Below are 14,672 nucleotides of genomic sequence, written 5' to 3'. Positions count from 1 at the left end.
TCAGCGAGGGAGTTATCATAATAGGCAGTGTTGATGTTTCTTAACAAATCGAAACTGAATGATAGCTTCCTCCCCTGGCTTAAGGGTCAAGGTTACAACGCTGCTGAAGGAAAAGGTTCTGTTCGGAAACGAACCCAGTCCAGAGCTGGCGGCAATTTTGCTGGTGTACTTTGTGCAGGGCATTTTGGGGCTGGCGCGGCTGGCGGTCAGTTTCTTTCTGAAAGATGACCTGGGCATGAGTCCGGCGCAGGTGTCGGCTCTGCTAGGGGTGGCTGCGCTGCCCTGGATGATCAAGCCGCTGTTTGGCTTTGTTTCCGATGGGCTGCCACTCTTTGGCTATCGTCGTCGTCCTTACCTGATTTTGTCTGGTCTACTGGGCACGACGGCATGGGTGGCTCTTGCGACGATCGTTCACGATGTCTGGTCGGCAACAGCAGCGATCGCGCTGGGTTCGCTTTCGGTGGCGTTTAGCGATGTGATCGTCGATTCGCTAGTGGTCGAGCGGGCGAGGACCGAGTCAGTGCAGGATGCCGGATCGCTGCAGTCCCTCACTTGGGGAACGGCTGCACTGGGCGGGTTCCTCACGGCTTACCTGAGCGGCATTTTGCTGGAGCGTTTTAGCAACCAGACGGTGTTTGGCATTACGGCAACGTTTCCGCTGATCGTGTCGCTGGTGGCATGGCTGATTACCGAAGAGCCGATCGACCACGCCACAGACTGGGCAGCGATTCGAGAACAAATCAGCCAGTTGCGAAAAGCAGTGAGCCAGCGAGCGATCTGGCTGCCGACGGCGTTTCTGTTTGTGCTTCAGGCAACGCCCACTGCCGATGCTGCTTTCTTTTTCTTTACTACCAACGAGCTGGGCTTCCAGCCAGAATTTCTGGGGCGAGTTCGGCTGATCACCAGTCTGGCTTCGCTACTGGGGGTCTGGATGTTCCAACGATTTTTTAAGGCAGTGCCGTTCCGGGTAATCTTTGGCTGGACGACCGTCATCTCGACCCTGCTTGGTATGACAATGCTGCTGCTCGTTACCCATGCAAATCGGGCGATCGGCATTGACGACCATTGGTTTAGCCTGGGTGATAGCCTGATTTTGACGGTGATGAGCCAAATTGCCTATATGCCGATTTTAGTGCTGGCGGCGCGGCTTTGTCCGGCAGGGGTGGAGGCAACCCTGTTTGCGCTGCTGATGTCGGTAGTGAACCTGGCAGGCTTGCTGTCCTATGAATTTGGGGCACTCATGATGCACTGGCTTGGCGTTACCGAAAGCAACTTCGATCGCCTCTGGCTGCTGGTGCTGCTTACAAACCTGAGTACACTGCTGCCGCTGCCGTTTCTGGGCTGGTTGCCCAATGCGGAAGAAAGCCAGATGCCTCAGACTGTGATTCTGCCAGAAGCCTCGGCGGAACCGATCGAAAATTTGGGCGCAACGAATCCCGAACTGGTCACCGAACTGCGCCAGTAAATTTCCTTAAAACCGCCGAATTGCCTTCAGGATTTTGCAGCTCCGCTCCCTACCCTTCACCGCCTACCGCTTGCTATGCAACTCGAAACCAACCCGTCTTCAAAAAATGCGTCTCTGTCCTACGACTTGGATCAGTGGCAGAAAGGCTATCGATCGCTCAAACAAGAATACGACTATGTGATCAACGAAATCGAAGGACAAATTCCGTCTGAGCTAGAGGGAACCCTGTTTCGCAACGGACCCGGACTGCTCGACATCAACGGACAGCAAATTCATCATCCGTTCGACGGCGACGGCATGATTAGCGCGATTACGTTTCAGAATGGACAGGCCCACTATCGCAATCGGTTTGTCCGCACGCAGGCATTTTTAGAAGAGCAGCAGGTAGGCAAAATCCTTTATCGTGGCGTGTTTGGCACCCAAAAGCCGGGTGGCTGGCTGGCGAATTTTATGGATTTGCGGCTGAAGAATATTGCCAATACGCAGGTAATTTACTGGGGCGGCAAACTGCTGGCACTTTGGGAAGCGGCAGAACCCTATCGGCTCGACCCTGCCACGCTAGAAACGATCGGCTTAGACTATCTCGACGGCATCCTGGAACCGGGAGAAGCGTTTGGGGCACACCCGATCGTTGATCCGGCCTGCCAGTTTGACCAGGGCGCGCCCTGCCTGGTGAATTTCTCGATCAAGCCTAAGGGACTCTCGACCACGATCACCCTTTACGAACTTGATCCAACCGGCAAACTGCTGCGAAAGCAAATGCGATCGGTTCCCGGCTTTGCCTTTATTCACGATTTTGCCCTCACACCAAACTACTGCATTTTCTTCCAGAACCCGGTGGACTTTAACCCGATTCCGTTTGTGATGGGATTGCGCGGCGCAGGTCAGTGTCTGGAGTTTAAGGGCGATCGTCCGACGCAGGCTCTCATTATTCCCCGTCAAGGGTCTGCCCCGATTCGAACCATTCCGATTCAGGCAGGCTTTGTGTTCCACCATGCCAACGCCTTTGAACAGGACGGCGATTTGTTTGTCGATTCAATCTGCTACGACGCGCTGCCCAGCATCGAACCGGATGAAGACTATCGCCAGGTCAAGTTTGCTGAACTCGCACCGGGTCAGCTCTGGCGGTTCCAGTTCAATTTGCAAAGCAACAGCGTCACACGCCAGCTTATCGAAAGCCGCTGCTGTGAGTTTCCCTCGCTCCACCCCGATCGCACAGCTCGTCCATACCGCTATGCCTACATAGGAGCCGCCCATAACCCGACCGGAAACGCTCCGTTGCAGGCAATTCTCAAAATCGACCTCACGACGGGAGAACGTCAGCTCTGGAGTGCTGCCCCGACCGGATTTGTGGGAGAACCCGTCTTTGTGCCGCGTCCTAATTCGCTCAGTGAGGATGATGGCTGGCTGCTCACCCTGGTCTTTGATGCCAAGCGAGAGCGATCGCAAATCGTGATCCTGGATGCTCAGAACCTCGCTCAGCCCCTTGCCCGCCTACACCTCAAGCATCATGTTCCCTACGGACTGCACGGCACATTTACCCCAGAGTGCTTTATCCGTATTTAGCCGTAAATCTGAAGGCACTCGATCGCCCGTCGCGTGAATCCTGCCTAGCGCAAACCATCAATTGAATCAGGCTTCCTTTTAGTCGCTGTCGCCACGCAGCGCACACTGGGATGCAGAATTCTGTCCCTGAATCGGGAGAGGTTTCTGGCATCCCTTTTTTATTCTAATGAAGGGTTTTAACGAAGGGTTTTAACGAAGCAAACGACATCCACACAGGAGCTTAAACTTGATCGTCCTGAAGCTTGATAAATCCATCGAATAGACAAGAAACTGCAATTAGCTCGCTCGGCTACTTCGAGGATTTAGTCCATTACAGAGACTTCGAGAAGCTTCAGACTATGTACAATCTGATTAATTTCACGCAGGAAGATATGTATCGGTGTGCGATCGACCTTCGCAGCACTTATGCAGACGCAGACAATATGGAAGAAGTCGCAGAACGAATCGTTCGCTATCTTTACAACAATTGTGTAGATCCACAAACCGGAGAATCTGCCTGTGCGTTAGTCCGCCTGTTCAAAACTCATCCTTACAAAAACTTGCCGATCGAGCTTCAGATTGCTGCTCTTGATCTTTTGAAAGTTGATTCGATCGCCGACGAAACGAAGTGCTTAACCTTGATGGCAACGGCAGGAGACGAACCGCACTGGAACACAAGAGACGGCTCATCGGGGCACAAAGCGATTCCCTTATTAAGCGTCGATTTTGTTAGCAAGATTCCGATGATCTCGCGACTAATTCAGCAATTTGGGTTAGAAATTGACACGGTTTTAGAACCCATGCCCGACCTTTTAATTCACTCAGAGCGGAAAATTCATAGCACCTTTATCTTTCATGTTCCGACCGCGTTAGGTAGCCAATATATTCCTGCTCAAAAAGATTTTGTGGTTCCTTATCAGGTGAAGTCTGTTTTAGGCTTTGGCGGTTTACTTCCTTCTGGCAATCTTTTTGTGATCATCATGTTTACTAAAACCTGGGTTCCCCAAGAAACAGCAACACTCTTTAAATGGGTATCGACCTACACCTGGCTTGCTCTCACTGCATTTGACGGAAAAGCCGTATTTGCAAATCTGATGTAATCGATGAACTCACTTACCCGCCATCTCCCATCTCCTCACCGACTCCCCACTCCCCACTCCCGACTTCCCCATTAAATAACTCAAAACTCTGCCGACAAAACTCCCGAATTTGCCCTTTCATCTCCTCGATCGGCTCAGTCTTTCCGACAAATTGCCAGTTCTCGATCGTAGACATCCGCCACTGTTCGCCGAGATGGGTAAACCCTGCGGCTTCGATGCCGATCGCCCGATTCTTCTTCGTCCCCAGGTCTTGGTAAAAGCGAATTTGCACCAGGACACTGCGGCTTTGCAGGCGGCGACTCCAGCCCGGAAAGTGAAACCCGATGTCGATCGAGTCAGGGTCAACCAGATCACGGGTATCCGGGTCGTTTGCCCAGGGCTTCAGATCTGCCCGCGCATCGGGAAACTGTGCCTTAAACAAATTCACGACGGCGGCAATTTTGGTCGCTAGCTCTAGCCCGATCGCCTGTTCTGCTGCGTTCACTCGTTACGATTCCTCCTACTTTTTTGAACGATGTCCCAAGCGCAATCGATAAAACAGTATCAATTGATACTATTTTTTGCAGAATATCGCCGTCTTCAGAGTCTTATTCATAAAATGAAGCTACGAGTGACTTCCGTTCCCCTGACCAGTTAACCCAGAGGGAGGAAGCCAGACTCGCTTTCTTTACCGTAATTTAACTGATATCTCTACAATTCCTTCGATCGTCCGGTAGATTCGGCGATCGTGCCCTTTGCGTTTTTGCGTTGCTCAAGACGATCGATCTTCAGAGAAACTGCTTCCCTTCTGCACTGGCTCACAGGTCGAGTTTTGTTTCTTAGAAAAATGTTTGAACAGTCCTGACTGTTCTCCGAATTGTTCCCCCAGCCCTCTAATCCTGAAGGGAACTGAGCCTTCTCTAACGTTCAAAGTCTCCATTAATGGGGATTCAGGAAGCAGCGCAGAACTGACACGACCTGTCAAACATCCCCTCAAAAAGGTCAGGTCAACTGCCCCAATTTTCTTCTGTTTCTCTCCAGTTTTTCTGCCTGGCAGTTTTGTGATCGTCGATTGCCCCCATTCGATCGCTGCCATCTTTCCTCGTTTTCGTTAAAAAGCTTTCGTGATTAGGAGCCGCACTTCATGACTCTTGCAAATCGGTTTCAAAATCTTCCCGTCCTCGATCAGGCGCAAAAAGAGCAGGCATTTGTGCTGTGGTTTGAGCAGGTCGGCATTCACGATGTACCGGTCGTGGGCGGTAAAAATGCCTCGCTGGGAGAAATGATTCAGCAGCTTACACCCAGAGGCGTGAATGTGCCAACCGGGTTTGCAACGACTGCCTATGCATTTCGCTATTTCATGCGGCAGGCAGGGTTGGAACCAAGGCTGAGGCAGCTATTCGCCAATCTGGACGTAAACGATATGGCGCAGCTTCGGGAGTGTGGTAGACAGGCACGGACGCTGATTCTGGACACGCCCTTTCCGCCGGAACTGGATCGGTCGATCGTGGATGCCTACATTCAGCTTTGCGATCGGTATGGAGCATCGCTAGATATCTGTGAGGGCATGCGCGGCTTAGAGCGGGAAGACTGCTTGAGCAAGCATAGCGGTGTGGATGTGGCAGTGCGATCGAGTGCAACGGCAGAAGATTTGCCTGATGCCAGCTTTGCTGGACAGCAGGAAACCTACTTGAATATTCACGGCATCAGTCGAGTGCTGGAAGCCTGCCATCTGTGCTTTGCCTCGCTGTTTACCGATCGAGCAATTTCCTATCGGACAATCAAAAACTTTGATCACTTTGAAGTCGCGCTCTCAGTGGGTGTGCAGAAAATGGTGCGATCGGATCTGGCAGCCTCGGGCGTGATGTTTTCGATCGACACAGAATCTGGCTTTGAGAATGCTGCACTGGTGACGGCGGCTTACGGGCTAGGCGAGAACGTGGTGCAGGGTGTGGTGAATCCCGATGAATACATCGTGTTCAAGCCGACGCTGAAGAAGGGCTTTCGTCCAATTCTGGAAAAGCGGTTGGGCAGCAAAGAAATCAAGATGATCTATGACATTGGCGGCGGCAAAGCCACAGTGAACGTCCCGGTTGCCAAGTCGGAGCAGCAGCAGTTTGCGATCCATGACGCCGAAATCCTTCAGCTTGCAGAATGGGCTTGCATTATTGAAGACCACTATTCCTCGGTTCACGGCAGCAAAACGCCGATGGATATCGAGTGGGCAAAGGACGGCACAACCGGAGAGCTGTTTATCGTCCAGGCTCGCCCAGAAACGGTTCACTCCCAGAAGGTGGGCAATGTGCTGCGCTCTTATCGGCTGAAAGACCCGGCTCCGGCTAACGTGCTGCTCACCGGACGCGCTGTGGGCGACATGATTGGACAAGGCAAGGTGCGAATTATCACCGAACTCGATCAGCTTGAAGCGTTCCAGGAAGGCGAAGTGCTGGTGACGACGCGCACTGACCCCGACTGGGAACCGATTATGAAAAAAGCAGGAGCTGTAATCACCAATCAGGGTGGGCGGACCTGTCACGCGGCGATTATTGCCAGAGAGTTAGGCATTCCGGCAATCGTCGGCAGCGGCGATGCTACGGGTTTGCTGCATCACGGTCAGGAAGTGACGGTTTCCTGTGCCGCAGGCGAAGAAGGACAGGTTTATGCCGGACTGCTACCCTTTGAAGTCGAAGAACTGCCGCTCGACAATTTGCCTCCCACCCGCACCAAAGTCCTGATGAATGTGGGCAATCCGCACGAAGCATTTGGACTGGCTGCCCTGCCCTGCGACGGCGTTGGACTGGCCCGCACTGAATTTATTATTGCCAACCACATTCGCGTGCATCCCCTCGCCCTGATGAACTTCGATCGCCTCGAAGACAAATTCGTAAAGCAGGAAATTGCTCGGATCACGGCTCTTTATCCCCACAAACCCGACTACTTTGTCAGCCGCTTAGCTTCGGGAATTGGCATGTTGGCAGCCGCCTTTCACCCGAACCCAGTGATTGTGCGAATGTCGGACTTCAAGAGCAATGAGTATGCGAACTTGCTGGGCGGCAGAGCCTTTGAGCCAGAAGAAGAAAACCCGATGTTGGGCTGGCGCGGTGCATCTCGCTATTATGACCCGAAATATCGCGATGCCTTTGCACTGGAATGTCTGGCGTTTAAGCGAGTGCGAGACGAAATGGGCTTAACCAACGTGATTCCGATGATCCCTTTCTGTCGCACTCCCGAAGAAGGTCGCAAAGTGCTAGCAGAACTCGCGAAACACGGCTTAGTTCGGGGCGAAAACGGCTTGCAGGTCTATGTGATGTGCGAACTGCCGAGCAATGTCATCCTGGCAGACCAGTTCAGCGAAATCTTCGACGGCTTCTCGATCGGCTCAAACGACCTGACTCAGCTCACCCTGGGACTCGATCGCGACTCCGCCCTGGTGTCTCACTTATTCGACGAGCGCAACGAAGCCGTGAAAGAGCTAATCCGCATGGTGATTCAGCGTGCTAAGGCAAAAGGGCGCAAGGTCGGCATCTGCGGCCAGGCTCCCAGCGATTACCCTGAATTTGCCGCCTTCCTGGTAGAGCAGGGAATTGATTCGATCAGCCTCAACCCGGATACGGTGCTGAAGACGAGATTGACGATCGCGCAGACAGAGGGGCGGAGAGTGGGTAGATGAGTGAGTGAGGAGATGCGGGGCAGGTTTTGCTTGAGATGTGGGAGATATATCAGATCAACTGCAAGACCTGCCCTTAGGGCATTTTTGAGGGGGAACAATTCGCGATCGGGGAAGCGATCGAATGATTAGCGTGGCTAAATCACGAGATCAGTTCGCTCCCCATTGCTGGAGAACGCTCAAACACTCAAAGTCCCTCAGAATTGAGCCCTTTGGGGCTACCTGACGCAGTCAAACTCAATCCTTCACCCTTCAATCCAGCAACGCCAAAATTATTTTGCTATTTTGCGTCGCGTTCAACAGGCTCCCTGATTCGTGCTGTCACCGGGACGGCAGGTTGAGAACTGGCTTGCAGCGAAGGTACATGGGCATCGAGGATTTGCAGGCTTTCCAGCAGGGCGCAGCAAACGATCGGCTCGGTTTCGCGGTTCAGCATCAGGCGAAAGGTTTCTGCTAGTTCTTTTGGGGTGAGCAATAAAGACGGGTGAGGTTGGGTGAGGGCGTGGGTGAGTTGCCGCACTGCCAGCAGTCGCTTGAGCGGGTCGGAGTCTGCCAAATCGATGAACCAGTCTCGATCAAGCGCGGAATTCAGGGGAGCGTGGCTGATCTGGGCCTGCCGCCAAACTTGCCATGTCAACAGACCTAAAACAGTCAGAACGGCTGCGCCCTGAAGCACAAACCCGACCGCTACCCAAGACGATTGCATTTCCTGCCAGATCGAGAGCGTTAGATAGCTCATCCCTACGACGAAAATGCTACTGCCAAGGGTCAATATAAAGGGGCGATCGACGGTTTGCCACCAGTGCTGGCAGATTGCCCACAGCCGTCTTCCCTGTCCCTGTTGCAGCAAATACCCCGCTGATAGCGTCAGTAGCCCCAGCCCCAGCGAAATGACCAGTCGCCAGTTCCACAGCAGCAGCACGAGCAGCGCAGCCCCGCTCAACAGCCAGCCCTTCGAGGCAGAGCTATAGCGAACGATTTGCTGAACGCTGGGTCGCTCCAGCCATTGCAGCGCATAACGCCGAAAGGTTTGACGAAGCGGATATCGGGAACGGGATGAAGATGCTTGTGCCACAGGACTAACGAAAAATCACACGAAGGGGATGAACAAGAGAAAATAGACTGAAGCCAGCAGACCGGGAAGAATCCCTGAAAGGGTCTGAGGCATACCGTCCAGAGTCTAGCGCTTCCAGCGGCTAATCTCCAGTCTATCGTCTTGAAACTATAGGAAATTTGGGTGTCTCCTGTGTCTACTTACGATGCCATTTATGCGATCGTCCGGCAGATTCCTTCCGGCAAGGTCGCAACTTATGGTCAAGTCGCAGAGTTGGCAAGCCTTCCGGGGCAGGCGCGGCTGGTGGGCTATGCCCTGTATCGGGTAGATATGCAGTTGGACGACATTCCCTGGCATCGCGTGATTAATGCGAAGGGGAAAGTGTCCGAGTCTCCTTTTCGGCACGGAACCGATTACCTGCAACGATCGCTCCTGGAGCAAGAAGGCATCGTGTTCAGCAAACAGGGAAAAGTGAGTCTGCGGCAGTATCGCTGGCAGCCCGAATTTGTCTCAAGCCCCTACCGAATGGTTTCCGAAGCAGCGGCAGGCTCAGACGACGGCACGAGCGACGGCTCCTCGCAGTCCGCAGGCATCAGCCCGGTCTGATGAAATTCATAGCAATTTTTGCCGCGCTGTTTGGCGCGATACATAGCAGCATCGGCTTGTTTCAGCAAATCTGAGGGCGTGATGCTATCAATTGGATAAAGGCTAATGCCCACACTGGTCGAAATCGAGAGCAGTTCTCCTTGCAGGACGATCTTCTGAGAAAGGGTCAGCAAGATCTTATCGGCAACGCAAATCACATCCGAGATGCTGGGAATTCCGGGCAGCACAACGACAAATTCATCGCCGCCCAGGCGAGCCACCGTATCACTACTTCGCAAACAGCCGAGCAGCCGTTGCGCCACAGTTCGCAGCAGCAGATCGCCGATGTGGTGTCCGTAGGTGTCGTTGATTTGCTTAAACCCATCCAGATCAAGGAACAGCACTGCCACCATTTGATTTGGGTTTGCCCAGGTGAGTGCGCTGCTGAGGCGTTCTTGCAGCAGTTTGCGGTTAGCGAGTCCGGTCAACAGATCATAGAAGGCAAGCCGGGTTAAGTCTTCTTTAGCTTGCTGTAGCTCAGCGTTGGACTGCACCAGCTCAGCCGCCGTACGCCGCAGTTCTTCTTCCACCTGCTTGCGTCGGGTAATATCGCGAATCACTCCCACCAGAAACACATTGCCCGCCGCGTCTCGGTGCAGCGATCGCTTTGTGGCAATCAGATAAGTCACGCCTTTAGCATCGGTGAATTCTTCTTCGGTTTCCTGCTGAGTACCGCGCTGAAACGTGAGTTGATCCTGTTCCCAAAAGCGGTTGGCTTCCTGAGCCGGGAAAAAGTCGAAGTCTGTCTTTTCCAGCAGCACGTCGATCGGGTAGCCAATAAAGTGGGCAAATGCCCGATTCAGCACAATCCAGCGATGGGACTGATTTTTGACAAAGACTGGATCAGGAATCGTATTAATGATGGAATTGAGAAATTCCTTGGATTTCTTGAGTTCTCCTTCCTGGCGAGCAATGCGTCCGGTCATCGCGATCGTTGCACCCAGCAGAGCACTTAGCGGTGGCACGAGCGGCAGCCAGTATCCCAGCAAAAAAGCGACATAGCAAATGAGCATGAGTCCCAGGCTAGCCACCCCCACCCGAACCGCCGATCGCTCCAGCGGACGAACCCACCAGCAGAGCGCAGCCCCCACCCAGCACCAGAGCCAGAGCCAGAGAATCTTAAACCCTTCTGGCGGAACGTGCAGCAGCGGACGCTGATCCAGCACTGCGCTTAAAAGCTGGCTGACAAACTGCGCCTGTAGCTCGACTCCGCTAATCGGCAGCGAGTTGCCACCCAATCCTCCGCTGTAGGAGGTGTAAAAAACGTCGCGGACGCTATCCGACGTGGAGCCAATCAGCACAACGCGATCGCGCATGATTTCTGGATCGAATTCGCCTGATAAGACCTGCGAGAGCGACAAGGATTCAAATGCGGCGGCGGGACTGCGCGGATTTGCCAGAATTTGATAGCCGCCCACATCCGCTCGCATATAACCCCCAACCTGGGAGGCGATCGGCAGCAGCTTGAGTGACCCAATTTCGACCTGAGTGCCTCGGGCACGTAAGCCGATTGATTCTGGCTCCAGGTATTTCAGAGCAAGTTTAAGGGCAAAACTGCGGTGCAGCTCTTGCTGAAGCTGAAGAAACAGCAGCGATCGACGCACCACGTTATCCGCATCAATCACCACGTTGTTAAAGCCCACCTGCTGCTGACGCTCGAGGGTTGTGGGTGGGGCGACTGCGGCACTCTCGTTATCGGGCAGCTTTTCCGTGCCAATTAGGTTGGGTGTGGTGGCGAAAATTCTTTCTAGCTCAGCTTGACCCTCACCGACTGACAGATCGCGATACAGCGTTAGCCCGATCGCTCGCGGCTCAGCCGTGCGAACTCGTTCGATCAGGTTTGCCAGCACTTGATCAGGAATAGGCCAAGCTTGAATCTGGCGGATATCGGCATCGCTAATCGTCACCAGCACAATGCGCGGATCGGCTGCCTCGATCGGGCGCAGACGAAACATCTGGTCGAGCATTGCCAGCTCAGGAGCCTGTAGCAAGCCAAAATAGCGCAGCAGCAAAATACTCGCCGAGATCACAAGGCTCACTTTCCACAGCGGACGATGCTCTCTTTTGAGAAGCACACGCAACCAATTGAACTGTTTCCGAAACTGCCTCATAAACCTTGCGCGAAGGGTGGTATTGCGTGGAGCTACCGTAGATAGAATGCCCGATGGTCGCCTGTCGATCGCACCAAAACGCTGATGTATAAACAGCCAGAAACAAATGAGCAGAAACAGGAAAAAACTTTAGATGATCCTAAAGTAGCAGGAAAGGAATGGAGCACCTAGCTTGCGCCTTTAGCAGAGCAATTCCTGAGAAGCAGCTTGGACAGTGAGAGCAGGCTTTGAGCAATAAACTTTGAGCAATAGACTTTGAGCGATAGACTTTGAGCAATAGACTTTGAGCCACAGACTTTGAAAAGAACGCAGAGGTTCCCTCCGTATAAAGCGGCATTGCCCCACGCCCTTGTCCCTACCGGGCACTTTGTCAACGCGACAAGGGCAATTCGACAACAAAATTTGAGAGATTATCAGCAATTTGGTACTCTTTGTTAAGGTTTGTGATCAGCCTTTTGAAAAAAGACCGTTTTACTGCTTGCGATCGATCGGGCAATCGGCGGCGTTGACACCCTGCAAACAGCTTCACATCGAAGTCCTGGCTTGCAGCAGTCTATACCTTAGAGCGGTTGTCTCAATTTTTGGGACAGTTCTAAGCTAACCGGTACGATTGCACCGTTTTATTCCTTGTTTTATTCCTTTGTTGAGTTGAACTGCTGAACGCGATCGCATAATTTCTTTAATCCTGACTATCCAGCCCAGTTCAGCAAAATTGTTCAATCTGCCACTGTAATCTTCGTTATATTGCGTCTAGGTAGGTACATTCATGTCCATGACCGTTGCACCAGAGCAAATCGAACGGATTGTTTGGAATCAGCACCATGACCCGTTTGAAGTTTTGGGACCGCACCAGCTTCATCAAAACGGAAAATCCGTTTGGGCAGTGAGAGCCTACCTGCCCCGTGCCAATGCTGCCTGGGTCGTTTACCCGGATGAGCGCAAAGAATACCCGATGCACGCGGTTCACGATCCGCACTTTTTTGAGTGTGTGCTCGATGTCGATGAACTGAAAAACTATCAGTTGCGGATTCAGGAAGGCGAACACGAGCGGGTAGTTTACGACCCTTATGCGTTTCGATCGCCTAGCCTCACTGATTTTGATCTTCACCTGTTTTCCGAAGGGAATCATCACCGCATTTACGAAAAGCTCGGCGCACATCCGACTGAAGTTGACGGCGTCAAGGGCGTTTACTTTGCGGTCTGGGCACCGAATGCCAGAAATGTCTCAGTGCTCGGCGACTTTAACCAGTGGGATGGGCGGCTACACCAGATGCGGGTGCGCGGAAATGGCGTTTGGGAGCTGTTTATTCCCGATATTGGCGCGGGCACGAGCTATAAATACGAGATTAAAAATCACGCGGGTCACATCTACGAAAAATCCGACCCCTACGGCTATCAGCAGGAAGTTCGCCCCAAAACCGCCTCGATCGTCACTGACCTTTCTTCCTACGAATGGAAAGATAGCGACTGGATGGAGCAGCGTCGCCACACCGATCCCCTGACGCACCCTGTTTCAGTGTATGAGGTGCATTTGGGCTCCTGGTTACACGGCTCAGCGGCCGAACCTGCCCATGATCAAAACGGCAATGTGATTCCGCCCGTCATTGTGGCAGACCTGAAGCCAGGCGCACGGTTCCTCACCTATCGGGAACTCGCCGATCGTCTGATTCCTTATGTGAAAGAGCTGGGCTATACGCACGTCGAGCTATTGCCGATCGCCGAACACCCTTTTGACGGTTCCTGGGGCTATCAGGTGACAGGCTACTATGCGGTAACCTCCCGTCATGGCACACCTCAAGATTTCATGTATTTTGTCGATCAGTGCCACCTGAATGGAATTGGCGTGATTGTGGACTGGGTTCCTGGTCACTTCCCCAAAGACGGGCACGGGCTGGCATTCTTCGACGGCACGCACCTGTACGAATACGCCGACCCCCGCAAGGGCGAACACAAAGAATGGGGCACGCTGGTGTTTAACTATGCCCGCAACGAAGTGAGAAACTTCCTGGTTGCCAATGCCCTATTCTGGTTCGACAAGTTCCACATTGATGGGGTGCGGGTGGATGCAGTGGCATCGATGCTGTATCTCGACTATCAGCGTCCGACAGGCGAATGGGTCACAAACGAGTATGGTGGACGGGAAAACATCGAAGCGGCGGACTTTCTGCGGCAGATGAATCACCTCGTCTTTAGCTACTTTCCGGGGACATTGACGATCGCCGAGGAGTCTACGGCATGGCCAATGGTGTCCTGGCCCACTTATGTCGGCGGGTTAGGGTTCAACCTCAAGTGGAATATGGGCTGGATGCACGACATGCTCGATTATTTCCACATGGACCCCTGGTTCCGCCAGTTCCACCAGAACAACGTCACCTTCAGCATCTGGTACGCTTTTAGCGAAAACTTTATGCTGGCGTTGTCTCACGACGAGGTCGTCCACGGTAAAAGCCCAATGATCGGCAAAATGCCGGGTGATGAATGGCAAAAATTCGCTAACCTGCGCTGCCTCTATACCTATATGTTCACGCATCCAGGTAAGAAGACCCTGTTCATGAGCAATGAGTTCGGGCAGTGGAGCGAGTGGAATGTCTGGGGTGATCTGGAATGGAATCTGCTTCAGTTTGAGGCACACCAGAAGCTGAAATACTTCATGAGTCGGCTGAATCAGCTTTACACCAGCGAACCCGCTCTGTATCAGGTTGATTTTACCCAGGAAGGCTTTGAGTGGATCGATTGCAGCGATAACCGCCATAGCGTCGTGTCCTTTATTCGCCAGGCAAAAGACCCAGACGAGTTTGTCATCACCGTCTGTAACTTCACGCCGCAGCCCCATTCGCACTATCGAGTCGGCGTGCCGGAGCTGGGCTTCTACACGGAGCTATTCAACAGCGATTCTCGCGAGTACGGCGGCAGCAACATGGGCAACCTGGGCGGTAAGTGGGCAGAGGAATGGTCATTTCACAATCGCCCTTACTCGATCGACCTCTGCCTCCCTCCGCTGGGAGTGCTGGTGCTGAAGCTTGATCGCCAGAAGCCTAAAGAAGCTGGGCGATTGGAGTAGGACGGGGAACTGAAGCTCAACGATCGGCGACAAGAATAGGGATAA

General features: G+C 53.0%; 9 protein-coding genes. 6 read left to right on the top strand and 3 right to left on the bottom strand.

Annotated elements, in window-relative coordinates; translation table 11 throughout:
* Nucleotides 1-58: 58 nt before the first annotated feature.
* The 3 genes from NDI45_RS23260 (at nt 59) to NDI45_RS23250 (ending at nt 4,110) form a co-directional block, all read left to right on the top strand.
* Nucleotides 59-1,465: a folate/biopterin family MFS transporter gene (locus NDI45_RS23260; protein WP_348249075.1), complete on the top strand. Its 1,407-nt coding sequence runs from the start codon at nt 59-61 to the stop codon at nt 1,463-1,465.
* A 75-nt stretch (nt 1,466-1,540) separates the two neighbouring features.
* On the top strand, nt 1,541-3,031 hold the full coding sequence (locus NDI45_RS23255) for a carotenoid oxygenase family protein (RefSeq protein WP_348249073.1): 1,491 nt from the start codon (nt 1,541-1,543) through the stop codon (nt 3,029-3,031).
* Between the two features lie 338 nt (nt 3,032-3,369).
* A complete protein-coding gene (locus NDI45_RS23250; RefSeq protein WP_348249071.1) occupies nt 3,370-4,110 on the top strand; it encodes a hypothetical protein in 741 nt (246 codons plus the stop codon).
* 13 nt (nt 4,111-4,123) lie between these two features.
* Here the strand turns inward: NDI45_RS23250 and NDI45_RS23245 are convergent, their stop codons facing one another.
* The gene (locus tag NDI45_RS23245; RefSeq protein WP_190789777.1) at nt 4,124-4,594 is read right to left on the bottom strand and encodes a hypothetical protein; all 471 of its coding nucleotides are present in this window, start codon (nt 4,592-4,594) and stop codon (nt 4,124-4,126) included.
* Nucleotides 4,595-5,233: 639 nt separating this feature from the next.
* On the opposite strand from NDI45_RS23245, the gene ppsA reads away from it, so the two are divergent.
* A complete protein-coding gene (gene ppsA, locus NDI45_RS23240) occupies nt 5,234-7,759 on the top strand; it encodes a phosphoenolpyruvate synthase (protein ID WP_190789778.1) in 2,526 nt (841 codons plus the stop codon).
* A gap of 277 nt (nt 7,760-8,036) precedes the next feature.
* Here the strand turns inward: ppsA and NDI45_RS23235 are convergent, their stop codons facing one another.
* Nucleotides 8,037-8,831 (bottom strand): hypothetical protein, encoded by a 795-nt coding sequence (locus NDI45_RS23235; protein WP_348249068.1) that lies wholly within the window; start codon nt 8,829-8,831, stop codon nt 8,037-8,039.
* A 171-nt stretch (nt 8,832-9,002) separates the two neighbouring features.
* On the opposite strand from NDI45_RS23235, the gene NDI45_RS23230 reads away from it, so the two are divergent.
* Nucleotides 9,003-9,416 carry an MGMT family protein gene (locus tag NDI45_RS23230; RefSeq protein WP_190789780.1) on the top strand — a complete coding sequence of 138 codons (414 nt, stop codon included), beginning with the start codon at nt 9,003-9,005 and terminating at the stop codon, nt 9,414-9,416.
* Here NDI45_RS23230 and NDI45_RS23225 read toward each other — a convergent pair.
* The gene (locus NDI45_RS23225) at nt 9,329-11,494 is read right to left on the bottom strand and encodes a CHASE2 domain-containing protein (protein WP_348249066.1); all 2,166 of its coding nucleotides are present in this window, start codon (nt 11,492-11,494) and stop codon (nt 9,329-9,331) included. The genes NDI45_RS23230 and NDI45_RS23225 overlap by 88 nt on opposite strands.
* 838 nt (nt 11,495-12,332) lie before the next feature.
* Here NDI45_RS23225 and glgB point away from each other — a divergent pair.
* Nucleotides 12,333-14,627: a 1,4-alpha-glucan branching enzyme gene (glgB, locus tag NDI45_RS23220; protein WP_190789782.1), complete on the top strand. Its 2,295-nt coding sequence runs from the start codon at nt 12,333-12,335 to the stop codon at nt 14,625-14,627.
* Nucleotides 14,628-14,672 lie beyond the last annotated feature (45 nt).

The organism is Leptolyngbya sp. GB1-A1, assembly GCF_039962475.1.
Classification (GTDB): domain Bacteria; phylum Cyanobacteriota; class Cyanobacteriia; order Elainellales; family Elainellaceae; genus Leptolyngbya_A.
This window is presented reverse-complemented; position numbering and strand designations above follow the sequence as displayed.

Coding starts and splice junctions, on each gene's coding strand:
- NDI45_RS23260 (WP_348249075.1), top strand. CDS start 59: ATGATAGCTTCCTCCCCTGGCTTAAGGGTCAAGGTTACAACGCTGCTG.
- NDI45_RS23255 (WP_348249073.1), top strand. CDS start 1,541: ATGCAACTCGAAACCAACCCGTCTTCAAAAAATGCGTCTCTGTCCTAC.
- NDI45_RS23250 (WP_348249071.1), top strand. CDS start 3,370: ATGTACAATCTGATTAATTTCACGCAGGAAGATATGTATCGGTGTGCG.
- ppsA (WP_190789778.1), top strand. CDS start 5,234: ATGACTCTTGCAAATCGGTTTCAAAATCTTCCCGTCCTCGATCAGGCG.
- glgB (WP_190789782.1), top strand. CDS start 12,333: ATGTCCATGACCGTTGCACCAGAGCAAATCGAACGGATTGTTTGGAAT.